This is a genomic window from Stieleria magnilauensis, from assembly GCA_007753675.1.
GTDB lineage: Bacteria > Planctomycetota > Planctomycetia > Pirellulales > Pirellulaceae > Stieleria > Stieleria magnilauensis.
The window spans coordinates 7,932,675-7,958,311 of record CP036432.1 but is presented as its reverse complement, the minus strand read 5'-3'; the positions used below and the strand labels follow the sequence as shown (position 1 = coordinate 7,958,311).

26 protein-coding genes are annotated in these 25,637 nt (G+C 58.7%); 10 read left to right on the top strand and 16 right to left on the bottom strand.

Annotated elements, in window-relative coordinates:
- Positions 1 to 8 precede the first annotated feature (8 nt).
- From TBK1r_RS28350 to TBK1r_RS28325, 6 genes are all read left to right on the top strand, one after another.
- The gene (locus tag TBK1r_RS28350) at positions 9 to 356 is read left to right on the top strand and encodes a phage tail assembly protein T (RefSeq protein WP_419580485.1); all 348 of its coding nucleotides are present in this window, start codon (positions 9 to 11) and stop codon (positions 354 to 356) included.
- Positions 357 to 2,351 carry a tape measure protein gene (locus tag TBK1r_RS28345; protein WP_145218384.1) on the top strand — a complete coding sequence of 665 codons (1,995 nt, stop codon included), beginning with the start codon at positions 357 to 359 and terminating at the stop codon, positions 2,349 to 2,351. It abuts the gene before it with no gap.
- Complete coding sequence (locus TBK1r_RS28340; RefSeq protein ID WP_145218382.1) at positions 2,351 to 3,292, top strand: hypothetical protein; 942 nt, start codon at positions 2,351 to 2,353, stop codon at positions 3,290 to 3,292. The genes TBK1r_RS28345 and TBK1r_RS28340 overlap by 1 nt, the downstream gene beginning before the upstream one ends.
- A 3-nt stretch (positions 3,293 to 3,295) precedes the next feature.
- Entirely contained in the window at positions 3,296 to 3,649 is a 354-nt protein-coding gene (locus tag TBK1r_RS28335; RefSeq protein ID WP_145218379.1) for a hypothetical protein, read from the top strand.
- The gene (locus TBK1r_RS28330) at positions 3,649 to 4,833 is read left to right on the top strand and encodes a hypothetical protein (protein WP_145218377.1); all 1,185 of its coding nucleotides are present in this window, start codon (positions 3,649 to 3,651) and stop codon (positions 4,831 to 4,833) included. The genes TBK1r_RS28335 and TBK1r_RS28330 overlap by 1 nt, the downstream gene beginning before the upstream one ends.
- A gap of 166 nt (positions 4,834 to 4,999) precedes the next feature.
- Positions 5,000 to 6,016, top strand: a complete 1,017-nt coding sequence (locus TBK1r_RS28325; RefSeq protein WP_145218375.1) for a hypothetical protein — start codon at positions 5,000 to 5,002, stop codon at positions 6,014 to 6,016.
- A gap of 39 nt (positions 6,017 to 6,055) precedes the next feature.
- On the opposite strand, the gene TBK1r_RS28320 is transcribed toward TBK1r_RS28325, so the two are convergent.
- The 9 genes from TBK1r_RS28320 to TBK1r_RS28280 form a co-directional block, all read right to left on the bottom strand.
- Entirely contained in the window at positions 6,056 to 7,111 is a 1,056-nt protein-coding gene (locus tag TBK1r_RS28320; RefSeq protein ID WP_145218373.1) for a PDDEXK family nuclease, read from the bottom strand.
- 34 nt (positions 7,112 to 7,145) lie between these two features.
- Entirely contained in the window at positions 7,146 to 7,490 is a 345-nt protein-coding gene (locus TBK1r_RS28315; protein WP_145218371.1) for a hypothetical protein, read from the bottom strand.
- Between the two features lie 93 nt (positions 7,491 to 7,583).
- Positions 7,584 to 7,922, bottom strand: a complete 339-nt coding sequence (locus TBK1r_RS28310) for a hypothetical protein (protein ID WP_145218369.1) — start codon at positions 7,920 to 7,922, stop codon at positions 7,584 to 7,586.
- Between the two features lie 226 nt (positions 7,923 to 8,148).
- Positions 8,149 to 8,328 (bottom strand): hypothetical protein, encoded by a 180-nt coding sequence (locus TBK1r_RS39160; RefSeq protein ID WP_419580484.1) that lies wholly within the window; start codon positions 8,326 to 8,328, stop codon positions 8,149 to 8,151.
- Positions 8,325 to 8,579 carry a hypothetical protein gene (locus tag TBK1r_RS28300; protein WP_145218365.1) on the bottom strand — a complete coding sequence of 85 codons (255 nt, stop codon included), beginning with the start codon at positions 8,577 to 8,579 and terminating at the stop codon, positions 8,325 to 8,327. Before TBK1r_RS28300 ends, TBK1r_RS39160 begins: the two co-directional genes overlap by 4 nt.
- Positions 8,580 to 8,652: 73 nt before the next feature.
- Positions 8,653 to 8,862: a hypothetical protein gene (locus tag TBK1r_RS28295; protein ID WP_145218363.1), complete on the bottom strand. Its 210-nt coding sequence runs from the start codon at positions 8,860 to 8,862 to the stop codon at positions 8,653 to 8,655.
- Between the two features lie 3 nt (positions 8,863 to 8,865).
- Complete coding sequence (locus TBK1r_RS28290; protein WP_145218361.1) at positions 8,866 to 9,102, bottom strand: hypothetical protein; 237 nt, start codon at positions 9,100 to 9,102, stop codon at positions 8,866 to 8,868.
- A 71-nt stretch (positions 9,103 to 9,173) separates the two neighbouring features.
- Entirely contained in the window at positions 9,174 to 9,407 is a 234-nt protein-coding gene (locus TBK1r_RS28285) for a helix-turn-helix domain-containing protein (protein ID WP_145218359.1), read from the bottom strand.
- Positions 9,408 to 9,454: 47 nt separating this feature from the next.
- The gene (locus tag TBK1r_RS28280; protein ID WP_419581601.1) at positions 9,455 to 10,120 is read right to left on the bottom strand and encodes a tyrosine-type recombinase/integrase; all 666 of its coding nucleotides are present in this window, start codon (positions 10,118 to 10,120) and stop codon (positions 9,455 to 9,457) included.
- A 585-nt stretch (positions 10,121 to 10,705) separates the two neighbouring features.
- Here TBK1r_RS28280 and TBK1r_RS28275 point away from each other — a divergent pair.
- On the top strand, positions 10,706 to 12,529 hold the full coding sequence (locus TBK1r_RS28275) for a sulfatase-like hydrolase/transferase (RefSeq protein ID WP_145218354.1): 1,824 nt from the start codon (positions 10,706 to 10,708) through the stop codon (positions 12,527 to 12,529).
- A gap of 15 nt (positions 12,530 to 12,544) precedes the next feature.
- Here TBK1r_RS28275 and TBK1r_RS28270 read toward each other — a convergent pair whose 3' ends face one another.
- Both TBK1r_RS28270 and TBK1r_RS28265 read right to left on the bottom strand, forming a co-directional pair.
- Entirely contained in the window at positions 12,545 to 13,984 is a 1,440-nt protein-coding gene (locus tag TBK1r_RS28270; protein WP_145218352.1) for a DUF1501 domain-containing protein, read from the bottom strand.
- Between the two features lie 9 nt (positions 13,985 to 13,993).
- The gene (locus TBK1r_RS28265) at positions 13,994 to 16,888 is read right to left on the bottom strand and encodes a DUF1553 domain-containing protein (protein ID WP_145218350.1); all 2,895 of its coding nucleotides are present in this window, start codon (positions 16,886 to 16,888) and stop codon (positions 13,994 to 13,996) included.
- Positions 16,889 to 17,181: 293 nt separating this feature from the next.
- Between TBK1r_RS28265 and arfB the strand changes: the two genes are divergently transcribed.
- On the top strand, positions 17,182 to 17,607 hold the full coding sequence (gene arfB, locus TBK1r_RS28260; RefSeq protein ID WP_145218348.1) for an alternative ribosome rescue aminoacyl-tRNA hydrolase ArfB: 426 nt from the start codon (positions 17,182 to 17,184) through the stop codon (positions 17,605 to 17,607).
- Here the strand turns inward: arfB and TBK1r_RS28255 are convergent.
- On the bottom strand, positions 17,593 to 19,428 hold the full coding sequence (locus tag TBK1r_RS28255; protein WP_145218346.1) for an ATP-binding protein: 1,836 nt from the start codon (positions 19,426 to 19,428) through the stop codon (positions 17,593 to 17,595). The two genes, arfB and TBK1r_RS28255, sit on opposite strands and share 15 nt — an antisense overlap.
- Before the next feature lie 167 nt (positions 19,429 to 19,595).
- On the opposite strand from TBK1r_RS28255, the gene TBK1r_RS28250 reads away from it, so the two are divergent.
- The gene (locus TBK1r_RS28250; protein ID WP_145218344.1) at positions 19,596 to 20,642 is read left to right on the top strand and encodes an AAA family ATPase; all 1,047 of its coding nucleotides are present in this window, start codon (positions 19,596 to 19,598) and stop codon (positions 20,640 to 20,642) included.
- Between the two features lie 82 nt (positions 20,643 to 20,724).
- On the opposite strand, the gene frr is transcribed toward TBK1r_RS28250, so the two are convergent.
- The 4 genes from frr to rpsB all read right to left on the bottom strand — a co-directional run bounded on the left by frr (position 20,725) and on the right by rpsB (position 24,493).
- Positions 20,725 to 21,285 (bottom strand): ribosome recycling factor, encoded by a 561-nt coding sequence (frr, locus tag TBK1r_RS28245; RefSeq protein WP_095742261.1) that lies wholly within the window; start codon positions 21,283 to 21,285, stop codon positions 20,725 to 20,727.
- A 473-nt stretch (positions 21,286 to 21,758) separates the two neighbouring features.
- Positions 21,759 to 22,505: a UMP kinase gene (pyrH, locus tag TBK1r_RS28240; protein WP_145218342.1), complete on the bottom strand. Its 747-nt coding sequence runs from the start codon at positions 22,503 to 22,505 to the stop codon at positions 21,759 to 21,761.
- Positions 22,506 to 22,625: 120 nt separating this feature from the next.
- Positions 22,626 to 23,606, bottom strand: coding sequence for a translation elongation factor Ts (tsf, locus tag TBK1r_RS28235; RefSeq protein WP_145218341.1), 981 nt, complete (start codon positions 23,604 to 23,606; stop codon positions 22,626 to 22,628).
- Between the two features lie 62 nt (positions 23,607 to 23,668).
- A complete protein-coding gene (gene rpsB, locus TBK1r_RS28230; protein ID WP_095742262.1) occupies positions 23,669 to 24,493 on the bottom strand; it encodes a 30S ribosomal protein S2 in 825 nt (274 codons plus the stop codon).
- Between the two features lie 356 nt (positions 24,494 to 24,849).
- Here rpsB and TBK1r_RS28225 point away from each other — a divergent pair, with 356 nt between their 5' ends.
- Complete coding sequence (locus tag TBK1r_RS28225; protein WP_419580483.1) at positions 24,850 to 25,590, top strand: apolipoprotein acyltransferase; 741 nt, start codon at positions 24,850 to 24,852, stop codon at positions 25,588 to 25,590.
- The last annotated feature ends 47 nt before the right edge of the window (positions 25,591 to 25,637 follow it).

Sequence of the window (25,637 nt, the reverse complement as noted above, 5' to 3'; positions counted from 1 at the left end):
GGCGGTTGATGCTGGCTTGCCGGTTGTGCTTGGCTCTCGGGATCGATGACCCCGAGGCGTGGCTTGATTCAGCATCGGAGCGTCAGTTGGCTCTGTGGCAGGCGTTCTATCGGATCGAACCGTGGGGCGCTGAGTTCCACCGATCGGCAACACAAGCATCGCTCGCCAGTGCGGCTATTTCGATGGCCGCCGCGGCGAACGGGCAGAAGATCGAGATTCAAGAGTTCGGGTCGTTCATGCCATCGGACTGGATCGGGGAATCGAAGCGAAAGAAGCGAACGAAGCAAGCGGTTAATCAGTCGGTAAAGGCCCTTTCGGGCATGTTCCCGACGGCCGACAAGATACGGGTCAAGTAAGTGGCAACAACGCTCAACGCATTAACGCTCAAGATCAACGCCAACACCGAGGGCGTTACCGCCGGCGTGCGTGCGGTGCAGCGGGATGTCAACAAGATCAATCGGTTGATGCGTTCCACTGCATCGGATACCGAACTGGCGGCGGATTCTACGGCGGCGCTGAACCGGGTTTACCTGACCGGTGCGCTGAGCGCTCAGGAGTACGCTCGTGGACTTGAGGCGATCAACAACAAGTTCCCCAAGACCGCCGAGCGTCTGGCCCGCGTGAAGGCGTTGGTTTCATCCCATACGCCGGAAGTCGATCGACTTGAACGGCAGATGTCGGAGCTGAAGCAGGAGTTCAAGAACGGAAACGTTGCCGCGACTGAGTTTTATCGCACGATGCGGATCCTGACCGATCAGCATACAAAACTCCGGGCCAAGACCATTCAGGCCACGCTCTCGCAGCGACAACTGAATGAGGAAATCTATGACGGGATGCGGGGCAAGGCGACCGATGGCGTAACGAAGCAGGCGTCTGCGTTCGGGATGCTCTCGCGACGGATCGTGCCCGCTGTTGCCGCCTACGGATTGTTCCGGCAGGCCCAAGAGGGGATGCGGGACCAATTCCAACTCGACAAAGCCCAGCGGCAAGCGGAGGTCTTTACTGGCAGCAGTGCCGCCGCCGGCAAACTTGTGCGAGAGATGGAGCGGCTGGCCGCACAGTCGCCGCTGACGTTTGAGGCGTTGTCTACGGCATCCGGTCGGCTGCTCGGGGCCAAGGTCGCATCCGAAGACCTGATGGACACGATGAAGCGACTTGGCGACATCGCACAAGGCAACGATGAGACGTTCAAGCGTCTCTCGCTGGCGTACAGCCAGGTCTTGTCCAATGGCCGGCTGATGCAGGAAGAAGCCAACCAGATGGCCGACGCTGGGTTCCCGCTGCTGTCACTGATGGCCGAGCAGACGGGGGAAAGTGTTGCCGGATTGCGGGACCGGATCCGAAGCGGCGGTGTCGCCGCGGCAGAGGTCACTGAGATCATTCGGCAGCTAACGGAAAAGACCGGTCTGTATGGCGGGGCTCTCGACAAGTTCGGCGAGTCGAACGAGGGCAAGCTGAATCAGCTATCAGATTCATTCTCTCGGCTTCGCCGCAACCTTACGTCGATCGTCACGGGACCGCTGGCGGAGTTCTCGACGCTGATCACGACGCCGCTCAACAAGATCAATGATCTATTCGCAACCATGCGGGAGAACGTCCGCAAGGTGCAAGGCGGGGTCGTGGACCAGGAAAAGGCGATCAACAACGCGACGAAAGCCCAGGAGCGATTGAACGCGGCGATGGAGGCAGGGGCGAACGTGGGCGAACCACCGGAGAAACGGTGGGTGACGGCCAACCGTGCGGTGCAAGAAATGATCATGAAGCTGGACGAAGAGAACCAGCGGATTCTGTACGGCAATCGCGAGTACGAGCGGCGTCAATTGTTCTTCAAGGGCGCGACCGAGGACAAACTGCGGTCGCTCGATGCAACGCAAAAGCAAAACGACGCACTGAAAGAGCAGTTGCGATTGGAAGAGGAGCGAAAGAACGCCGCCGAACGGGCTGCTGAGGAACTGGCCCGCAAGACCGACGAGTTGAAGGAGCAATTCAAGTCGCCGTTCCAAAAGATGATCGAGGAACTAAAAGAAATCAACGAGATGGAACTGACGTCTGGCGTTCGTGACCAGGCAATCAAAGGTGCCGCGAACCGGTTCAACGACGCAACGCAGCCCAAGTCGATCGAGCTGCCGCCGTCGATCACGAAGGGCAGCCGCGAAGAATACAAACTCCTGGCCGAGCGTCAAAACAAGACGGCCCAGGAAGCATTGCGACAGCATCAGGAACGAATGGCCGCACTGATCGCGCAGAAGCTGGCGGCGGAGAAGACGGCCGAAGCATCGGAGCGAATTGCGGAAGCGTCAGAGCAAACGCGAGACGCGATTGAGAATTTGGAGGGAGCCGAAGCGGTCTGATGGCGTACACCTACACACCACACGAACTGCGAACCGGTCGGCAAATGTCGTTTGCCGGGAAGGGCGATAGCGTCTCGATCACATGGACGACGGAATACCGCGTGGCGGTTGAGGCGTCTGGTGGTGATTCGCTGGCGGACGTGGACCCGTACAACGTGATCACGGCATCGGGGCTGCCGACGGTCAATTCGTCGATCTACTATTTCGGCGGGCAGGTGATCCCGTTCGTGATCTGCCGAAACAAAACGGCAACGATGGACCCGAAGCACCTTGGCGAGTGGAAAGTCAAGTGCTCCTACAAGACGTTCACCGGCAACCAGACGGAGGCCGAGAACGCACCGATGGCTCCGCCGGCGGCTATCACGAATCTCGGGACAGCAGAGCAGCCGAGTCTCGGCGAAATCGAAAAGGTGCTCTACGAGGACAAGACGCCGACGACCCCGCAGAAGGTCACGCTGCCATCGGGTGCATGGTTCGCCGAACCGGTGATGGAGCGGATCCCTGTTCTGACGATCAAGTTGACGCAGTACGAATCGAGCATTACCTATCAACAGATGCTCGATCGCAAATTCAAGGTCAACGACGACACGTACCGCACGAAGGCGGCCGGAACGTGGCTGATTGAGGACGTGGAAGCGTCGACGGTGAGCGTTCAGCTATCCGGCGGTGCGACCACTGCGGCACTCGTGACGTACACCCTCGTCCACAGCCCTCTTGATGAGGGCTGGAAAAAGTCTCTTGCGCTGATCGACAACAAGGTCAACACCGGTACGGCAATGGCACCGGTGTGGGAGCCTTACGTCGACGACAGCAAGCCGCCCATTCGATCGCTCGTGTTTGTTGACGATGACGGAATAAAAAAGGGATCGCAAGTCAGCCCCGATTATCGCGATTTCATCGTGTACGACGAAACGGACTTTAGCGCATTCTTGCAGGCTTGATCGATGGCAACTTACGGATTTTCAGACCGCAACGTTGCCAAGCGTCTCAAGCAGATGGCGGCCGGCGTTCGCATCGGCCCGCAGGCTGATCGGTACTCCGAACTGCTCTATTTCAAGACACCCGTCGGCGGCATCCCGGCCAAGAGCGGCACGACGTGGGGGAAGGCCACATGCACGCTCTATCACCCATCCTACGACGGGACCGACGTTGACGAAGAGGTCGCGCAGGACACCAGCGGTAGTGACATCACTGCAACGGTCTTTAATTGGGCTCCGGTTGCCATCACCGCCGAAACATTCGTCTGGGTCGGCTACGCGGGTGAGCTTCTGGTCGTCCTCAATGAGGCGTGCTCGTAATGCGATTTTCGCCGGGCTGTGGTTGCTGCTGCGTTGACCTGACCGTTACTGGGGGTGACAACACTGACAAGTGGGAGCGAACGGACGTTAGCGGCGTCACGACGGTGACGATTTTGGTGCCGATTGACATTTGTAATTTCCGTTTTTCGTTTGAGGGCGAGCAACCGGACCCAAACCCAAATCCGCCGGCGGACTATTCCTTTGACGGAACGGCAAAGATATATTTCCTTGAAGATCCCAGCGACGACGACGTTGATGCGATTGGAGTGATCACATACACGAACGAAAATGCACTTGATTACAACGGAACGCCGGGGCTCTATTACGACAAAAACATCAGCTATTTCTACTGGGAAGATTGGCAAACATGGGGCTGCAATTCGTCACCATTTAATGTCGACCACTCAACGCGAACCTATGGCACAGTCGAGATCGATGTCGACGATTGGGGGATGGGGACGCCAGTCACGGCGAACCACGCAAGAACGAATTTTGACGGGCTTCAAATCGAGACATTCGCCGATAGTGTAATGATCGAGACGGCCGGAATAGTCACCCAGAGTATTTGGTGGAAGGGCGGGCCAACGGTTGCAAACGTGGAGTCGCTGGGGGCAACCAGACTGGTGCTTGACCGGCCGAGTTGCTCAGCACAGAGGGTCTATATCCGATACCAAACAAGCGGTGACTGTACTGCAACCGATACATCATTCACGCTGCAATCGGTCAACGATCCGGGTGATGAAGAGTGCGTGAACGCCGATCCGCAAGCAGAGGACGGCAATTGTCTTTCGCCGACGGATAGCTGCAACGTACTTGAAGCAAGGAAACCGCTTTGGCTGAAAGCGAGGTTGCAGATCACTAATTGGGATGGCTACGGCAACAACATTGACGAGGAGATGTGGTGCATTGGCGGCTACATCTTTCTGGATGGTTTCTGCAAGGCAACCCAACAGGGATTGAACGTTTGTGATCCCTACGGCAGCAATTCAATCTATCGAATCGCGGCAGAACTGACATGTGATAGTGGCGACGTTATTTTGACGATTGAAGCTGACGGCGGAGAGTGGGAAATTGACTTAGCGGATAGCATCACTGACCCCGTTGACATCCCAAACACGGTTTTGAATGACGCCAATTCGCTCACTTCGCCCAACAATGCTTCAACGACGATCACAATCAACTAGCCAAAGCGTTTGCGACAAATGCCACCGGATCTATTTTGGGGCGCACCAATGCAAGGGTGATCGACCCAGGACGACCAGAAGCGAAGTTACTTGGCGGCAGGTTGTGAAGTCCGCCTGCAACGAATCTTGCGAGCACTGGGGCAGCGTCAATGGATCGAAGGGGTGTGTGCTGATTCCCGAATTGCACCCGAACAAAAAACCGTGTGACATCAGATCGTATTTCCACGCCAAGGGGCTGCCGTGCTTGGCCAACCCGCCGAAGTATCCGTCACGCGATGAGTACACGCAGCCAGAACACGGAAACAATTGGTTTGACGCGCCATGGATTAGCTGGAGCGAATTGCGCGCGGATGTAGCCGCATTCTCGTCACGACTCGCGACGATGCCCCTGTCCGGCGTCGCTGGAATCCCACGTAGCGGAATGATTGTCGCGTCAGACATCGCCGTGCGGCTTGGCCTGCCGCTTTACGCGGTCAGCGACAGTGGGCTGACCAAGCTGGATACTGGGTTGCGTCTGCGGAACGCCCCGAACTTGGATGGTCCGATACTTGTGATGGAGGACTCAACGGCGAGTGGTCGATCAATCAAGGAGGCGAGGTCAAGGCTAGTTGGACTCAACGTTCTGTTTGGTGCGATCTATGCCACACCGCAGGGCACGCGAAGCGTGGACCTGCACCATCGAATCCTGCCACTGCCTCATTGGTTCGAATGGAACATGCTGGGTAACCCTGCATTAATGCGTGACATCAGAATTGCGATCGACTTCGACGGCATCCTCTGCCCAGATTTCACCCCCGCCGAAGACGATGACGGAAAGATGTATCGGCAGCGGATGCGGTCCATGCCAATCATCAGGCACCCAGGCGTGGCCACGCTACCGCACATCATCACAGCGAGGCTTGAGAAATACCGTGGGCTGACAGAGCACTGGCTCAGCAGGCGACGTGTCAAGTACGATCGATTGACGATGGGACCGTGGTCAACCAAGCAAGAGCGAGAGGCCGGTGACGTGGCCGCATGGAAGGCCCAACAGTGCATTGAGAGCAACACGCAAATCTATATCGAGTCATGCCCAGAGCAGTCGCGTCGCATCGCAGGGATTGCCCCAAGCGTCGCTGTGCTGTGCCCCGGCGAGACGCCCCCCCCCTACCACGGGGGGCGGGTTTTTTCTGATGTGCCATAATGGCACGACCTATCGCCCCCGTGATTAGTGGTGCGTGCTTCAAAATGAGTTTTCAAGGGTCGGCTCTATCTCGCCAAGTGACTGTAATCGAACCAGGTAAATCCCTTGGATTTCGGCGTAACGGTCCAGCCACTGGTCTCGCTCCACCTGCCTAAAGAACGCCTCCTTGCCGCCAAACCGCTTCACTGGCTTCCTGTGCTGCTGTCCGTCAAATTCGATAAACGCATTTTCTTCTGGCACAAAAAAATCGACAACAACGGTACGGCCGTCTGCTCGGATCCTGTGCTGGTGCTTAAATGCAACTCCGTGCTTTGCCAGCCAGTTCGCTATCCTCCTTTCGCCTTTTGGTGATTTGCACACCGGGCACCCCTGCCCTTTGAGATGATCCTGCGGCGTCTGCCGGAACGTTCCGTGGGCGCTGCATTTGATCGCCATTGGCTTGACAGTTGAGACATACGTCTCTTCATCATAGGTAAACGTGTCTCCATGAATTCGCCTTGCCTGTGCAACAACCTGCGAGAACGGGGTTATGTTCCAGCCCGCCCTGCACTGACCACAGAGTCCGCTGCGGTAGCGAGGATCGATTCGCGAGAAACAAGACTTGCACAGAAAAAGCAGATCCTTTACATGCGGCGCCGCTGATAAGCCAAGCACCGGCGTTTTGCATTCTCTTGCCACAGCAACGTGATCTGAAAGCACGACCCTTTTGATCCTCAGGCATTCTGGGCACCCACGCCAACTGACGTGTTCGCCAGCAGTCGCGGTGAATTCCCCATGCTTCTTGCACACTACTTTGACCGGGGTCTTTGCGCCAAAGAATTCTTGCACCGGATAGTCGTAGTCATCTCCGTATTTCGCCCTAGCCTTACGAAAAAAGTCTCCTCGCTGCAATTGCCGGCCCTTCTTCTCGCATGCAGGGCACCCTTGCTGCCTGTAGTGATTATTGGGCGACTGCTTGTACCTGCCATGAACTGGGCAAATGATCGTTACGTGATCCATTGCGCCCGTGTATTCAACTTCCGAGTAGTCAAAGAAATCACCATGCACAACTCTTGCACGGCGGATGAACTCCTCGGTGGTTAATTTCGCTGGCATCCCTGCACCTTTAGTTGGTCTTTCCTGTTGGGTTTTAGTGCACCGTGTACATTTCGGCGGTTGCGAACGCCAGGATGTTGCCGTCCTTGTCGCCGAAGTACATTTGGGCGGACCTATTGGTGCCCACGATCGGCTTGAAATAGTCCCAAACCTCAGCGACCGCCTTTTCCTTCTCGCCGTCGCTCATCGTGAGCCACGAGCGGTTGACGATGAACGCGACACCCTTTTCGCTGCAATCATAACCGTCGATAAATGGCCGGGTGTTTACGACGCCCTGCGCCCACTGGCCCATGTATTCGACAGTCTCTGGATCCAGCGGCTGCGGTTTCGCACACCCAGCAACCAACAACGCCAACGCAAACAGCACCGCACTCCGCATCACTCATCCCCTAAATCAGTAACCCGCAACCACCTAACTCCCACCGCCACAATCACGGCGAGTATGGCCCACTCGGCCGGATGGCCTAGCCATTCACTGTACACGATCGGGGGACTCGGTGGGTGGATTCTCAAAAAGCTGCAAAAGCTCGCCCGGCGAAGTGACCAGGGTGGAATCGGGGAACAGTCCGATGTGGCTCTCTGTCCACCCCGTAGCGCCCCCGTCCTTGTCGATCGCCTCCAGTCTCGCCATTGCGGACCCGTCGCAGTCGCGGTCGTACCCAGTCACCCGGAACGGGATCAGCACAATCGATCCGACCGGCTCGGGATCGACGAAATCACGACGAGACGTGACGAATCGCGGGTCGCCCTCGATGAGTGGCACGGTTCGCCAGTTGTCTTCCGCGTCGGTTATTTCTCTTGCTGGTCTCACTTCGTTCCTCCCGCTTGTTGAAAATCCCGCCGCAGCAATTCAACTGGACAATAGAACGGAAATTCGTTTCGCCTGCGGATCCAAACTTCCGCGACCGATTGGCGAAGCTCTTTGTCTCGACCAAAGAAATCTGCCAGCGTGTCAAACACTCCGAGCGGATCGGCGGCAGTGTTAAACGACAGGGCGAACTCTGCGCATGCCTCAAATACTTTTTCAGGGTCCGCGTTCACTTGCGCACCTCCCGCCGCACCCACTCCAGCCGCAGCCCATCCCACTCCCACCGATCGGCACAGGCCCCGCACGTCAGCCGCCCATTGACTTTCGCGACCGGCTCGCCGCGGGGGATCTCGTGCCGGCATTCGTGGCAGCGGCACTTGCGGCCGGCGGGGTGCAGGGTGGGGGTCATTGGGCGATCTCCTCAGACGCCCACATTTCATCCTGTCCGATTTCTTGCACGTAGTATTCCGGCGCGTCGTCGTCGCCCCAATTGCATCCGGCAGCAGTCTCCTTGAGTGACTCGGCATGATTTTCTGCGTCGGCGCGATTTCGAAACACGGTGGGGTCGTAGCCGAAAATGTAGTCATGCGAAATCATCCCTGATTGGTTGCCGTAGGTCGCTCGAACGGCAAACAGTTTCGCTTTCGTTTCAGTCGTCATTGGTTCGCTCGTGTGAAATGCCCCGCAATCGCCGGGGCGGGGTGGGAATGCCGGGATTGGCGGGATTGGCGGGTTAGTTTGCTGCGTCAATTTCTCGGCAGATTTCGTCGATCCGCTCCTGGCTCAACCATGACTGCGAATCGTAAACCCACACGCTGCCGTCTTCGTCGATCTCGACAGATGAGTTCGTTCGCTCGATGAACCAGTCGGCGATCGTACTGCCGGTCGTTTCGTTGTTCTGAGCGTTTCGCATCCACTCAGCGTTGATCTTTCCAGCGTCCATTGCTCAGCCCTCCACGCTTTCGACTGCGTCGTCAATGTCTCCGCCCCAGCTCATGTTTGCCTTGCATCGTTCGCAACCGTCGTCGGTAACGGTGATGTATTCGCTGGCGTGGCCGGTGTAGATGCGGACGGTGTCGCCACCGGTCCAGATGCGAGCCTTGGGAAACTTGCGGTCTCCCCAGCGATCTTCTGTGCTTTTCAGGGCGGCCAGAATTGCGTCAGCTTTTTGCGTGGTCGTCATCGTTCTGCTCCGGTTGGCGGTTGGCGGTTGGTTGCTTCGATGTCCCTATGTTACACTATCGGAACGAAGGGTCAAGCGTCACCACTCAATTTTTTCACATTTCGCGCAAAAGATTTCGGGACCGTCAGCTTGCACCGCATCGCGTCGGCAATCGCATCGAGCGAGTCGGAGTTGACATGCCTCCCGGCGAGAAAGTCACAGACGGCACGTTTGGAGACGCCGGACGCGCGAGACAGGGCGGCCTGTGTGATGTCGCCGGACTGGATGGCGGATGCGAGGCTTTCGCGTATTTGTTTTGTGATCATTCCCGCATGTTACGGAAATGGAACGGGATGTCAACATCAACGACGCATCACGCTGTCCCCCTCTTTTTCGCCTTCCCAGGGTTCGCCAAAAACTCCGCCAGCACGTCACAGGTCTGCTTTTCCCGCGAAAAACGGGGGTCGATGTACCGCTGCGTGGTCCGCCGATCTGAGTGGTCGAGCGTGTCTTGCGGGTCCATCCCAGCGGCGTAGACGGCAGATCCGACAGTTTTTCGTAGTGCGTGGAATTGGTATTTCCGCCCAGTGGGCAGGCCAGCATCTGCGACGATCTGGCGAAATCGCTGCCATAGGTAATTCCGATTATACGGCCACGGAAACAATTTCTTATGCCGCGAATGCTGGCGAATCATCGCAATCCCGGCGACAGTTTGCGGCGCGAGACGATAGGATCGGTCGCGGGTTTTGCCCTTGCGTGCTTCCGCTGGCACACGCAACCATCCCCCTTGCATCCAGGTGCTCTCGGCCGCCATGACGGCGCTGATTCGCTCTCCAGTATCGAGTATGACCCGGACAACACCGCCCCACCAGAGCCAAGCGGGTATCCCGTCGATCTCGCCCGATTGCCGGTTGATGGCAGCTAGCAAGCTTTGGATTTCGTCGGGCATCCACGCAATCGGATCACGCTGCGGCTCCGACTCTTCTCGGATGTCCGGCCAGGTTTCGATCAAGCCCTTCTGGTTCGCCAGCCGCCACATCGCAAGCAATTCAGTTAGCTCCTTGTTGCGAGTGGCGGGCGAAACGCCGGATCGCCTCGCCAAGTGACGCAAGACATTGATTTCGGTCAAGTCAGACACTTCCGCTGATTTGCAGAGTGTTCGACCGAATTGCCGAATGCACAACCGGTACAACCGGCTCGTGTTCGGCGATTTCCCCCGCAACCTTGCGGGAATGTAGATTGTTTCGAAAAAGTCGATAAGTAGCATTTTCGCCCTCCGTTGATGGGGCAAGAGTAGATCGTCATCCAGGTTATCCCAGGCAATCCACCTGCTACTCCTTGTCCTTTTGCGCCGCCGTATGTTGCTCAGTCCGGTTCTGACGGTCGTTTGTCGAGTCGTGTAGGGGTCACCTGCAACAATCCCCGGATGGTGTTTCCAAACGCCATCCGGGGATTTTTTTTGCGCCGATCGGCGACGTCCGTCGCGAGCACGGCTAATGCGGTGAGCGGAACATCCAGACGGCCCCTCGACGAGATCGAGCCAACCTGTCACGGACGCATCAGCCTGCCACGGACGATTCGGCCGCTGGTATGATCCTCGTTGCCTTTCACCCCGAGGATCCCCATGAAGTCCATCATCACGCCCGCCTTGCTGTTTCTCGTTTCGCTGCTCTGTTTGCCAGTCGGCTCGTTGGCGGCCCCGCCGAATCTGGTCGTGTTTCTCGCCGACGACGCGGGCTGGGGTGATTTCAGCTGGTCCGGCAATCGACAAGTCTCCACCCCCAACATCGACTCGATCGCCAAGGGCGGTGTGTCGCTGGACCGATTTTACGTGTGCTCGGTGTGCGCCCCGACACGGGCGGAATTTCTGACCGGGCGCTACCACCCACGTGGCGGCGTTAGCGGCGTGTCGACGGGCAAGGAGCGGCTCGACCCCGACGAAAAAACCATCGCCGATGCCTTCCACGCAGCAGGCTACGCGACCGGTGCGTTCGGAAAGTGGCACAACGGCAGCCAATGGCCTTACCATCCCATGGCCCGCGGTTTCGATGAATACTTCGGCCACACCGCCGGACATTGGGGCGAGTACTTTGACGCGCCGTTGGAAGAAAACGGACGCATGGTCCGCACTCAAGGCTACATCGTCGATGTCTGCACCGATCGCGCCCTGGATTTCATCGATCGAAACAAAGCCCATCCGTTCGTTTGTTACGTCCCCTTCACCACGCCACACTCCCCCTGGACGGCACCGGAAAAGGACTGGCAGCGTTTCAAAGACAAACCGATCACGCAGCGTGCCACCGACACCAAGGCGGAGGTCGACGACCACACGCGCTGCGCGTTGGCGATGGTCGAAAACCAAGATTGGAACGTCGGCCGGGTGCTCGATCGACTTGCCCAACACGACATCGATGACAACACCATCGTCGTTTATTTCTCCGACAACGGCCCCAACAGCCACCGCTGGACCGGCGGCATGAAGGGCCGCAAAGGCACCACCGACGAAGGCGGCCTGCGATCGGTCTGCTACCTCCGATGGCCCGCCAAGTTGCCGGCCGGGCACACCGTCACACCGATCTGCGGCGCGATCGACCTGATGCCGACCCTGACATCGCTGGCCGGCGTGAAACGAGTCGGTGACAAACCGCTCGATGGGCGCGACCTGACACCCTTGTTGATGCAACCGACGGCGGATCAGCAAAACACCGACTGGACCGAACATCGGCACTTCTCCCACTGGGCGAACAAGGTCAGCGTGCGAACTCAAACGCATCGTTTGGACCACCAAGGCAACTTGTTTGACATGATCGCCGACCCGGGACAAACGACTCCAATGAATGCACAGCACCCCGAACTCGCGGCGGAACTGACCGCAGCGGTCAAAGCCTGGCGTCAAGAGATGTTCGGAACCGATGCGCCGGCACCGCGGCAGCCGGCGAACAGAAAGAAGGGTGCCCAATCGATTGATCCTCGTCCGTTCACCGTCGGCTATCGCGAATTTCCGATCACGATGTTGCCCGCCCGTGACGGTGAACCGCGCGGCGGCGTCCGACGCAGCAGCGGCGCCCCCAACTGCTCGTACTTCGTCAACTGGACCAGCACCGACGACAGCATGGTTTGGCTGATCGAGGTGAACACGACGGGCCGTTATGGTGTCACGATCGATTACACCTGCAAGGTTCCCGATGCCGGCTCGACGATCGAACTGAGCTTCAGCGGCGCGAAGCTGACGGGCAAAGTCGCGCCCGGCTGGGATCCGCCGCTGTACACCAACCAGGACACGTTGGAACGGCCCAAAGGCGAAAGCCAGATGAAAGAATTCCGAACGCTTGAGCTGGGCCAGATCGACCTGCCCGCCGGCACCGGGCCGCTGACCTTGCGCGCGACCGACATCCCCGGCCAATCCGTGATGGACGTCCGCCGGGTCACATTGACCCTGTTGCCTTAAGCGACGGACGGACCGCTAAGCCAACAGCCCTTTGATGACCTTGGCCGGTTGCCCGTCGACCAAGGTCTGTTCGCGACCGTTTTGCTCGTAGGTCAGTTGCTCGGCGTCGAGTCCGAACAGGTGCAGCAAGGTCGCGTGATAGTCGAAGTGATTGACGACGTCCTCGACGGCGTGATGGCCGAACTCGTCGGTCGCGCCATGCGTGCCGGTCCGAAATCCGCCGCCGGCAACCCACATCGAAAATCCGTCGGTGTTGTGATCCCGCCCGATGTTGGCTTCGTTTTGAATCACCGGCAAACGCCCCATCTCTCCGCCCCAGTGGACCACGGTTGTGTCCAACAGCCCACGCTGCTTGAGATCACGCACGAGCGCCGCGGCGGGTTTGTCGACCTTGCGACAGGATGCCGGTAGCGACTTGACGATCCCACCGTGATGGTCCCAATATTGGTTTCGCGTGAACAGTTGCACGAATCGCACACCGCGTTCGATCAGACGCCGCGCGATCAAGCAACGCTCACCGAATTCCCGCGTTGCGTCGTCATTGATCCCGTACATCTCGTGCGTCGCTTTCGATTCACGACTCAGATCGGTTGCCTCTTCGGCGGCAAATTGCATCCGCTGAGCCAGCTGGAAATTCGTGTTACGGGCTTGGAGTTCATGCTCGCCTGAGCGCTGTTGGGCGTGTCTGCGGTTGAGGGATTCCAGCAAGTTAAGGTAGTTGGTTTGGACTTCGCCGTCCCACAGTGGCGGCGGTTGCAGATTCAGAATCCGCGGCTCGACCGGGCGGATGACGGTTCCCTGAAACAGCGAGGGCAGCCATCCGTTGGACCAGTTCAGGACTCCCTCGACCGGCAGCCCCGCTGGATCGGTCATGGCGATGTAGGCGGGCAAACTGTCGCTTTCGGCGCCCAGACCGTAGGTCAACCAACTCCCCAGCGCGGGTCGGCCTGCTTGGGGGCGGCCGCCGTTCATGGCGTGGATCGACTGGCCATGATTGTTGACACCGGTGTGCATCGAACGAATCACCAGCGCGTCGTCGACGATGCTCGAGAAATGGGGCAGTAGCTCCGAGACGTCCGTTCCCGCTTCGCCGTACTTCTGAAACGTCCAGGGCGAACCAAACACCTTGGAACTTGCCTGCGCGGCATTGTCATACTTGATCTTGCCGGGAAACTTCTGCAGATGCATTTGGTTCAGCAGCGGTTTCGGATCCAGCAAATCGATCTGGCTCGGACCACCCTGCATGAACATGGAGATCATTGCCGTGGCACGAGGTTGCCGGGGTGGCTGCTTGGGCTGGAGATCAAACTGCTGCGGCCCGATGACCGGTTTCTTGGGATTGGCCTGTGACTGCTGTGCGAGCAAACAAGCCAGGGCCAGTGGTCCGCCGCGCATCGCCGAGGTCGCCAAAAAATGTCGACGGTTGGAACGTTGGATCGAGTTTTGATGGGGCATGGTCATCGGCTAGTCCACGTACAGGAATTGATTCGAACTCAACATCGCGTGGCAAGCGCTGGCGAGAGCCAGTCGGTGCGCAGCCGGAGGCGTCAGGTTTGAGTCGCGTGATTGAAACACCGCCGTCTGTTGCCGAACAAACTGCATCAGTTCCACCAGCACCGAGTTCGATACCGGCCTTGCGAAACAACGTTTCCAGGCGACAGCGAGCTGCTGGGGCAATTCCTTTTCGGCGTCGATCACGTGTCCGGCGAGTTGGTCGGCGTGATCAATCGCAAACGGGCTGTTCATCAGCAGCAGAGACTGCGGCGCGACATTGGAATAGTTTCGGCTGGTGCAATTCGGGACGACTCCGGCAATGTCAAACGTTTCCAAGACCGCCAACGGACGACTGCGGCGGACTTGAACGTAGACGCTGCGTCGAGCGACCCCGTCAAAGTTCGCTTGCTCTCCTTTCGGCTTGCGTTCACCATCCAACATTTCTTTGCCGAGCACAATTTGGCCGACGGCATCTTCTTTGACGGGCACCGGCGGACCATGCATGTGATGGATCAGCGCGCCGCTGGCGGCCAGCACCGCGTCTCGGATCGCCTCGGATTCCAGCCGCCGCACGGACATCCGCGCGTACAGCCGATTGTCGGCGTCCATGCGGTCAAGCTGCTCGGTGCGCAGGGAGATTTGCTGATAGGTGCGTGACAACATGATCATGCGGTGCATGCGTTTCAGGCTCCAGCCACCCCGCATCAGTTCGTCGGCCAGCCAGTCGAGCAGTTCCGGATGCGTGGGTTGAGCCCCCAAAAAACCGAAATCCCCGGGCGTGGCGACGATCCCGCGACCGAAATGGTGCATCCAGACACGGTTGATCAACACCCGAGCCAACAGGGGATGTTCGCCGTCGGTCAGATGACGAGCGTAAGCGAGCCGCCGGCCCGTGGTGGAGCGATCGGGGTCATTGGAGTCAATCTGCACCGGGGCAAAGGATTGCAGCACGGTCAGTTCGGCGGGTTCGAGTTGACGATCGGGCTGATTGTGGTCTCCACGAATGAACAGATGCGTCGGCGGCGCATGGTTGGCAGGCTCCATCAACACGCGAACGAATTTCTCTTGGGGTGCGGTGTTGCGGATCGCCAGGATGGCTTCCTGCATCTTGGCAAGCTCTGTCTTGGCGTCTTGCTCGCGACAGATCCGTGCCGCCTCGCGATAGCGTCGGACTTCGGCAAAGGCATCCGGTCGGAGCGTTTCCAGTGACGTGGCGGCCACAAAAACGTTTGGGTACTCGGCCGCCAAGGCGCGCTGGTCTTTCGACCAAGCTGCTTCTTCGGTTTCGATGATCCGCCGCAGCGTGTCACGTTTCTCCGCCGGAACGTTGGCGAGTTGATCGAGTCGGACGTCTGCGACGTAGCGTGCTTCGCGGTCCTTGGCCGCCTGTTCGATTTCGCCCGCCCGCCGGCCCCGTTGTTCGGCGTACAGATAGAGAGAACCGGGGGAGATGTTTCCGATATTAGGAAACTCTTCCAACAAAGCGACTTGTTCCGCGGTGCGTTTTGCTTTTTCAGTCTCGAAGGCCTGTTTCAGCTGTTCGCGACGGTCATCGGGCGCGACCAGTAATTCTTCGGCGAGCGTGCGGGCGATGTGTTCCTGCTGGCGTTTCGAGCGTGCGGCTTCGGCCTGTTTCGCTGTTGCTTCAATTGCGGCGCGTTGACGCTTGTCCTCGGCCGTGTACAAGGACACGCGGCGTTGCATCGGCAGCTTCCACTGCTTCGAATCCAACGCCGGTTCAAAGATCGCTCGAAAGCGATAGTAGTCGGCTTGGCTGATCGGGTCATAGCGATGGTCGTGACAGCGAGCACAACCGACGGTCAAACCCAACAGCGAAGTCGTGACGATGTCGATCGTGTCCGCGATCGTTGCATTGACAGCCAGCCCGCGATCGACTTCACCCGAAGCGCTGCCGTCGGGTGCCATGCGTAGAAACCCGGTTGCCGCCAGCCGGGTGATCCGCTCGCGTGTCAACTTCGCCAGTGCCGACGGGCCCCCGTTCATTTCATCGCCGGCGAGTTGTTCGCAAATGATTTGGTCCAACGGCTTGTCATCGTTGAAACTGTCGATGACGTAGTCGCGATAGAAATAAGCGAACTCACGCTCCACATCTTTGTTGGTGTATCCGTCCGAATCGGCGTAGCCGGCGACGTCCAACCAGTGACGTCCCCAGCGCTCGCCGTAGCGTGGAGAGGCCAACAAGCGATCGATCAGCCGTTGATAGGCCAGCGGATCATCGTCGTCAATGAATCGATCGACCATTTGGGGATCGGGCGGCAATCCCCACAGATCAAACGTCGCACGACGGATCAAGGTGTAGCGATCAGCGATCGGCGAAAAAGTCAATCCGGATTGAGCCAACCGATCATGGATAAACGCATCGATCGGATGGTTGATCGTGGTCTCGTTGACCACCGGAGGGCTCGGGCGTCGAATCGGTTGGAACGACCAAAACTTTCGTTCTTCTTCGGTGATGTAGTCGCCGTGATCGAGCGTTTCCGGTTCGGCACGGGCCGTCGCTGCTCCCTGGAGAATCCAATCTGCAATCACAGCAATCTCATCAGAGGAGAGCTGTTTATCACCCGGCGGCATTTCGCCGCTCGTGATTCGGTCCAGCAACCGTGACTGATCGGGCTGGCCAGGCAAAATCGCTTCGCCGGAATCGCCACCGGCGATCATCCAACGCCGCAACCTCACGTCGAGCGATCCTTCCTTGACCCCGCTTTCACCGTGGCAGTGAAAGCAATGAGTCTTTAGAATCGGACGAACGTCCTTTTCAAACGTCAACGCATCGGCCCCTGACAATCGCGACGGAACGACAGCAGCGAGGACGACGAGCGATAGAGCGAAGCGATTCAATTGCATTTTCTAGGCGGGGAAAGGAAGGCGAAAACGCAGGCAGGAAGCACGCATCTTACCTCAGAACCGAGCGGCGTGCCGCAAGCACCGGCCAACGCCGGCGCCCCTGGGCGATGCGTGAGCGGATGATTGGCGAAGGCCGCCACGTCTGATCGGCCCTTGATGACGTTTCGTGTTCAAAGTGACGCCACCGAGCTAAACTTAAATGTCGCGGGCGAACGCGCGAGCCCGATGGCAGGTTTTTGTGTCCGCACTTCTTCCCTGGACGTTTTTACGCACGCCCCCAATGCGAGTGCTTGATGAGTGATTTGTATGTGAACCAACGGTTGACGATTCCGTCGTCGGAATTGGCGATCAGCGCTGCGCGAAGCAGTGGTCCGGGCGGACAAAACGTGAACAAGGTGAATTCCAAGATCACGCTGCGTTGGTCACCGGAAAAATGCACCGCGATCGATCCGGGTTGGCGAAACCGCTTCATCGCCCGCCACGCCAACCGGATCACCAAAGACGGTGAGCTGGTCTTGCACAGCGAACGCTACCGCGACCAACCGCGGAATTTGGCCGACGCTCGGTTTCGGCTGGTCGAAATGCTGCTGGAATGCCGAGAACCGGCCAAGAAGCGAAAGAAAACCCGGCCGACGCTGGGCAGCAAACGTCGCCGCAAGGAAGCCAAAACCAAACTCAGCCAGAAAAAACAAAGCCGCCGACAATCATTCGGCGACTAGCTGTCGCGGCAACTGCAAACGAAAACAACATCCGCTGCCGCTGGGCGGATCCAGGATCACGATCGCTCCGCCGTGCTCTTTGAGGATTTTCGCGCTGACGGGCAACCCCAGCCCTGTCCCCCGCGCGCCTTTTCTCGATTCGAACAGCGAAAAAATCTTTTGCCGATCCTCGGGCGAGACTCCGGGTCCGTTGTCGATCACGTCGATGTACCATCCCGCTTGATCGTCGTACCCGGTTTCGACTTTGACCTTGCCCACCTCTGCCGGCGGATCATTCTCGTTCTGCTCCTGCAATTCCGGTTCATGGTCACCTTTGACGGCATCGATCGCATTGGTGACCAGATTCAAAATCGCCTGATGCATCGCGTCGGGATCAAAAAACGCGGGAGGCATCTCGGCACCGGTCTGCAAGGTCAATTCGACACCGGATTCACCGGCCCGGCTGGCCATCAACTCGACCACATCGGCCGCGGTCTCGTTCAAGTCGGCTTCGACCTTTTGTGGCTGACGTTCTTTGGAAAACGTCAACATGTCCATCACGAGATTGGAGATCCGTTCTTGATTGCGATCGACCATGCCCCAGCCCCGGCGGACGGCATCGGTGTCGTCTCGTTTCAGCCCTGCTTCGATCAGATAACTTCCGCCGCGAATGCCTTGCAGGATGTTCTTCACGTGATGCGAGAGCGTGGCGATGGTTTGCCCCATGGCGGCCAGGCGTTCGCTTTGCAACAGCGCGGAGTAGTAGAACGTGTCCTCGATCGCCAAGGCCGCTTGATGCCCGATGGCCGTGATCAGCCGCAGGTGCTCGTCAGTGAAGCGGTGGGTCTTGCCGCGGCGAACGATCTGGCCGGGAGAGGTGTAGGTATCGATGTACAGGGCGCCGACGATGTCGTAGCGTCCCTGCAACGGCACGCACAGCGCCTCGCGGACACCGCCCTGGACGATCGATGCCGCGGCGTCAAACCGCGCGTCGTCGGTCGCGTCACTCGTTCGAACTCCCTCGGCACGGTCCAAAACGTAATCCAAAATCGTGCTGCTGATGCTGATCGGTGCTTCATCATGTCGCTGCCCGTCGGCCGATTGGCGATCGCATCGTGCGGCCGGTCGCAACTGGTTGGTTTCGTTGTCTCGCAGCATGATGCATCCGCGATCGGCATCGACCCAATCAAACACCAACCGCAAGATCCGATCGAGCAACTCATCCAGATCGTCGGTCCGGCCGACCGCCAGCGCGGTCAAATACATGACCTCCAGTGAGCGATCGCTATCGGTGATCGTGTTCATCACCGGTTCAACCGAGTCGACCGAGGAGTCCGATGTATCGGACGACGTATCCGACGACGAGGAGAGTTCGGTTTCGAACGGCACCACCGCCTCGGCGACGTGATCGGTCAGCCGCACCGGGTCCAAGCGGATGCCGCTGGTTCGCGATGTGGGACGGACCAGCGATGAAATGATCCGGCTGGCGTCGGCGCCGCTGCTTTGCCGCACAATATCAACACCGTGTGCGGCTTCGATCGCCGTGGGTTGTCCCGTGCCGGTAAAAATCAACAGCGTGCTGCCAATCTCGATGCGATCACCGCTGAGCAGTTTTTGGTCGCGGATCCGCTTTCCGTTGACTTGGGTTCCGTTGCTGCTCTGCAAATCCACCAGGTGGCAATCACTGGATGCATCGATGCGAATTTCCGCGTGCAGACGCGAGGCTTCGCTGTCGAGCAACTGGACATCGTTTTGCGTGTCGCGGCCGATGCGCACGACATCCCCGTCGAGCACAAAGTGCTTTCCCTGATCTCGTCCGCGAACAACGTAAAGCGATGCCATATCCCAAAGATAACGTGTTCCGATGCCGGTTTAACCCCGGCGCGGCCAATTCGTGCCCCCTGGCAAGATTTGTTTCGGGTTTGTCGCAACCGAGCCACACGGTCGCCCCAGCGGTTAAAATAATGTCGTCCATCCGGGCCCATCCCTGTTCGTGAAAAGTGAGTTTTATGGTCCAACCGCCACCGATCGAATCCGGCACCGCATCCGAGCCCGCAGATGACGCCGCAAAAGCCGCCGAATTGGTCAAATCCTGCCAGGCGGTCCGGCAGCAAGTCGGACGTGTCGTCGTCGGCCAGGAAGACGTCATTGAGCAATTGTTGATCGCAATCCTCTCCCGCGGTCACTGCCTGCTCGAGGGTGTGCCGGGACTGGCGAAAACGCTGATGATTCGCACGCTCGCCGAATCGATGCACCTGAAATTTCACCGCATTCAGTTCACGCCCGATCTGATGCCCGGCGATATCACGGGTACCGACATCATTCAAGAAGACCCGGAAACCGGCCGCCGTGAATTGTTGTTCGAACGCGGCCCCGTGTTCACCCAAATGTTGTTGGCCGACGAGATCAACCGCACGCCGCCAAAGACGCAAGCCGCACTGCTCGAAGCGATGCAGGAACACGAGGTCACCGCGGGCGGCAAAACGTACAAACTGGACGAACCGTTCTTCGTCTTGGCGACGCAGAACCCGATCGAACAGGAGGGGACGTATCCCCTGCCCGAAGCCCAACGCGACCGATTCTTGTTCCACGTGGTGGTCGACTACCCCAGTCGCGAAGAAGAGTCCGAGATCGTCGACCGCACCACGTCAACCTTTGATGCAACCGTGCAAGCCGTGGTCACGGGCGAACAGATCATCGCGTTCCAAAAAACGGTGCGACGTGTCCCTTTGCCGCCGCACGTCAAAGAATGGGTGCTCGATGCCGTCCGCGCGGTGCGGCCCAGCGATCCGAACTGCGCCCCCTGGGCCAAAGAATTGATCGAGTGGGGGCCGGGACCGCGGGCCAGTCAGCAATTGGTGCTGGCGTCCAAGGCCCGCGCGTTGATGCACGGCCGCCCCCACGTCACGCTCGATGACGTGCAGAAACTGGCGTTCCCGGTGCTCCGCCATCGCATCGTCCCGACATTCACCGCCGAGGCCGATGGGATCACCGTCGACGATCTGATTCGCCGATTGATCAAAGACCTCGCGCCCAAGAAATCCGGGGCGCTGTAACCCTGCCCCCAAGCTTGCGACGTGGCGTAAGCTTCCAGCTTGCGACGTGGCGCGTGAAGGCAAGCAGGATGCTTACCCCACTTTAGGCTTCCATCACTTCCGCTTCGCGTGCTTTGGCCATTTCGTTGATTTGCTCTTCGAACTTTTTCAGCAAATCTTGAACATCGCTCTTCAGCTTGTCGCGATCGTCTTCGGTCAGCTCCTTGTCTTTCTCCAATTGGTCCGCCGTCTTGTTGGCGTCGCGACGAATGTTGCGGATGGAGATTTTGGAGTCCTCGGCCAGCTCTTTGATCCGCGAAACCATTTTCTTGCGGACATCGGTTGAGAGCGCGGGGATGTTCAGCCGAATGACGCGACCGTCGTTTTGCGGGTTCAGCCCCAGGTCACTGCCAACGATCGCTTTTTCGATATCCTTGATCGTGCCGGCATCGTACGGGCGGATCAGAATTTGCTGCGGTTCGGGGGTCCCGATCGAAGCGAGTTGCTTCAGCGGCGACGTCGAACCGTACGCTTCGACTTTGAGCGAATCAACCAATCCGGGCGTGGCTCGACCGGTACGAATTCCGGAAAGCTGTGTGCCCAGTACGCTGATCGCCTTTTCCATACGTTCTTCGGCGTCCATCAAGGTTTCTTCGGCGGACATGTTGAGCATCCTTGGGGTTAGAGTGGTGTCGACAGATTATGAGTCTAGCTTTTTTTAGATCGGCGTGTGGCGTCGTCCGTCTGGAACAAGATACCGCCCCGGTGTCGAATTGGATCGCCCGCGGGCGGCTCATCTTTATCGGAGTGAACGCAGCGATTCAACGTTCGGCCCTCCCCTCACTGCGATCGACCCCATACGCATCAAGTGATGCCGTCGGTTCGTCACTGAATTGAAGTCACCCTCCCTTTGGGAGGGTCGCGGAGGAGTTTGCGCTCGGAGCGGGGAGGGTGCTTTGGCGTCGTTGTTGGCATCGGTGGGCGCGGGGCCGCGGAAACCCTCCCCTCGCTGCGCTCGCCCCTCCCGCACACGGGAGGGTTACTTCTTGACGTGATGCGCATGCCTCTCGCTACGCTCGACCCTGCTGCCAGGAGTGTGGCTTCGAAACGTGCATGTGAAGTGCGAAAGCGGGGAAATCACTTCTCCGATCCGATCCAGGTTCCCACCGTTTCGCCGCTAATTGCCCGCACGATACTGCCCGGCTTCTTGAAGTTGAAGACAAGAATGGGTTTGCTGTGCTCCTGGCAGAGGGCGATCGCGGTGGCGTCCATGACGCGGAGCTGTTTTTCGGTGACATCGCGATAGGTCAGCTGATCGTACAGCACCGCGTGGGGGTTTTTCTCTGGGTCGTCGCTGTACACGCCGTCGACACGCGTCGCCTTCAAGACGACGTCGGCATCGATTTCCAAGGCGCGCTGGGCCGCGGCGGTGTCGGTCGTGACGAACGGGTTGCCAATCCCGGCGGCCAAAATGATCACCCGGCCCTTGGTCAGATGCCGAATCGCACGGCGGCGGATGAATGTCTCGGCAATCTTGTCCATCGGGACGGCGGACATCACCCGCGTCGACAATCCGAGTGTTTCCAAGGCATCTTGCATGGCGAGCGAATTGATCACCGTCGCCAACATGCCCATGTAATGCGCCGTCGCCTCTTGAACCAACGCGTTGCTGCCGGAAAACTGCGCGCCTCGCAAGATATTGCCGCCGCCGACGACGATCGCGATCTGACAACCGCTGCTGTGCGCCTCGCGGATCTGTTCGGCGATATCCGACATTTCCTGGCTGCTGATCCCTCGGCCCCCGGAATCAGCCAGGCTTTCCCCGCTTAACTTCAGGACGACGCGTTGATAACGGAGTGGGGTGGGGTTGGAGTCGTCAGACATGCTCGATCGGTCCTGGTGGTGAGGATCACAGGTGAATGGCCAGATGATACGAAAAAACCTCGTCGTTCCCGAGGGGGAACGACGAGGTTTCCGAGAATGTCGTTTTCGATTGCGATCGAATCAGGACGCCGAACCGACGGCGACGCGTTTGAACGCGACCACTTCGGCTTCGGGGCTGAACTCTTTCACGGCCGCTTCGACGGTCTTGGTGTCGTCGAGTGCGTAGAACTGGCTCAACAGGCACCGCTCTTGATCCAGCAGCGTGTTGTCGGCGATGAAGCGTTCCAGCTTGCCGGGGATGATCTTGTCCCAGATCTTTTCCGGTTTGCCTTCGGCCTTCAGCTCAGCCTTGATGTCGTCTTCGACCTTTTGCATGACTTCCGGTGTCAGTTGCGAACGGCTCGCGTACTGGGGCACCGTCTTGAGCGTCTTGCCCAACCGAGCACGGTCTTCGTTTTCGACCTTGATCTGTCCTTGCAGCGCCTCGGTTTCCTTGGCGACCAGTTCTTCGTCGAACTCGTCGGGCGTCAGGATCGAAGGCTTCATTGCGGCGACGTGCATCGCGACCTTGCGGAAGAAATCGCCGGCATCGTCCTTGCCGCCGTCCTTGTAGGACAACAACACGCCGATCTTGCTTCCGGCGTGAATGTACGACGCCAGATTGTCGCCTTCGATCGTTTGGAAATCCGCGATCTCGATCTTCTCGCCGATCGTTCCGGTGCGTTCGACCAGTTTCTCGGCGACGGTTTGGCCGTCCAATTCCAGCGCGCCGATTTCTTCTTTGGTCGAGGCACCGTTGTCCAAGGCAAGCTTGGCCAGCTTTTCGGCAAACACGATGAAGTCATCGTTCTTTGCCACGAAATCCGTTTCGCAGCTGAGCGACAACAACACGCCCTTGCCGCCTTCGACCAACGCAACCACGACGCCTTCGTTGGCTTCGCGGTCGGCACGCTTGGCGGCAACCTTTTGGCCTTTCTTGCGCAGATAGTCCAACGCGCCTTCGATGTCGCCACCGGACTCTTGCAATGCTTTCTTGCAGTCCATCATGCCGGCACCGGTGGACTTGCGCAGTTCGCTTACGTCTTTGGCTGAAATCGCCATTGTTTCCTCCAGATAAGTCGTTATTCGACTAAGTGTTTTGTGTCGTTTGAGTGGGGATGTGCCTAGGCTTCAGGAGCCGCTTCGGCTGCTCCGGGTTCGGCGGTCGCCTCGGCGGCGGGTTCCGCCGGCGCGGCGGCTTCGGCCGCAGGAGCCTCGGCTGCAGCGGGCGCCGCTTCGGCCGGTGCCGGGGGAGCCCCGATGTCGGCTTGTCCCTTGCCGCTGTTGACGGCGTCCGCCAGTTGTTTCAGGATCAATTCGATGCTTCGAATCCCGTCGTCGTTGCCGGGGATCGGAAGATCGATCAGGGACGGGTCACTGTCGGTATCAATCAAGCCCACCGTGGTGATGCCCAACCGTTTCGCTTCACGAACCGCGTTTCGCTCTTTGCCCGGATCGACAATGAACAAACATTCGGGCAAGCGGTTCATCGTCCGCAGACCGTTCAAGTTGCGATACATCTTTCGGTACTCGCGGTTGAGCGCCGATTGCATCTTCTTGCTGTAACTGTTGATCGCGTCACTTCCGCGAATCGATTCCAGTTCTTCCAAACGCCCCAGTCGGCTGCGAATGGTACGGAAGTTGGTCAACGTGCCGCCCAACCAACGCTCGCTGACGAACGGCATTCCGCAGCGACTCGCCTGCTCTTCGATCGCTTCGCCGGCCTGACGCTTGGTTCCGACGAACAGAATCAAGGAACCGCCCGAGGCGACTTGCCCGAGGTACTTCTTCGCACGGAGCATCCCGCGAAGCGTTTCCCGGATATCCAAAATGTGGATCTGGTTCTTGCTGCCGAAGATGTAAGGCTTCATCTTCGGGTTCCACAAACTCGTCCGGTGACCAAAATGGACACCAGCTTCAATCATCTCTTGAACGATCGGATTAGACATCGAGACAGTTTCTCCAGGTGGAGTGTCGGCGTGGGCATCACGAAACGGCAAAAGACCGTTCCCAGGGACAGATGTGCGGGGCAGATCAACAGCGATCCACAGCACACCCCCGACCAGCGGGGCCCTTCATCCCGAATCACGCGGACAAAAAAGGTAGACAAAGCAGAAAAACGACGTGTTTTCCGCCGGGGCGGAGAGGGTAGCCGAACGCCAGCCCCGCGACAAGAGTAAGGGGCGGGATGGCTCAGGTTTCAGGTTTCAGGTTTCAGGTTTCAGGTTTCACCGGGGACGCTTGATGCTGGACCCTTTGCTACAACTCTCATGAACTTTCTTTGCACCTCGTGTGTTTGATCATCATGACCACCACCGCTTTTGTTGAACGTTGCCGCGAACTTGCCGCCGGATCCGGGTGTGGCGAACAAACCCCATGCAGCCCCGGACCGGAATTGAGCGAATCGGAATCATTGATCGGATTCTTCCAGCTCTTTCGGCCAGACGGCGGCGACCTCAACGGCCTTTTTGATGCCCTGCGGCAAGGAGACCAACTTTCCGACCGATTGCAGAGCGCCTACCAGGCCGCCGGTGATGATCGACGCCCCCAAGGCGGACGCGACGCGTTTTTCATCGTCCGCTCCCCGGCCCCCCTGTCGCCCGAACTGGCCGAGCACCACGCCGTGACCTGGATCCAAGGTTTGCAGCAACTCGCCGAGGCCGTCGGCGACACGCATGTCGCCCTGCGACTCACCTCGCCACCCAAAATCCGGGTCCTGGAAGGCATCCCCCCGAAACACCCCAAACAGCCACACGAACGCACCGAACTGCTGAACGTGTTCTTGGATCACGCCCCCGCCCTGACCGAAAAAGTCGCGGGAGTCGACCCGCACGCCGAATTGCTACGTCCGGCCTACTACTTCATCGCCTGCGATGCGATGCTTCGCGACTACCTGATGTGGCCGTTCTATGCCGAGCAAACGGGGCTGACCGACCCGTTTGAAAGCTATTTCACGCTCTGGGCCCATGGCGTCAAATTTCGAATCTTCCAGGAAAACCAAATCGACATCTATCTGCCCCGGCACCCGGAAGGCTCCCAGGACTGAGGTGCCCCCAACAGCGGATCACCCCCAACAGCGGATCGCTCAGTCGC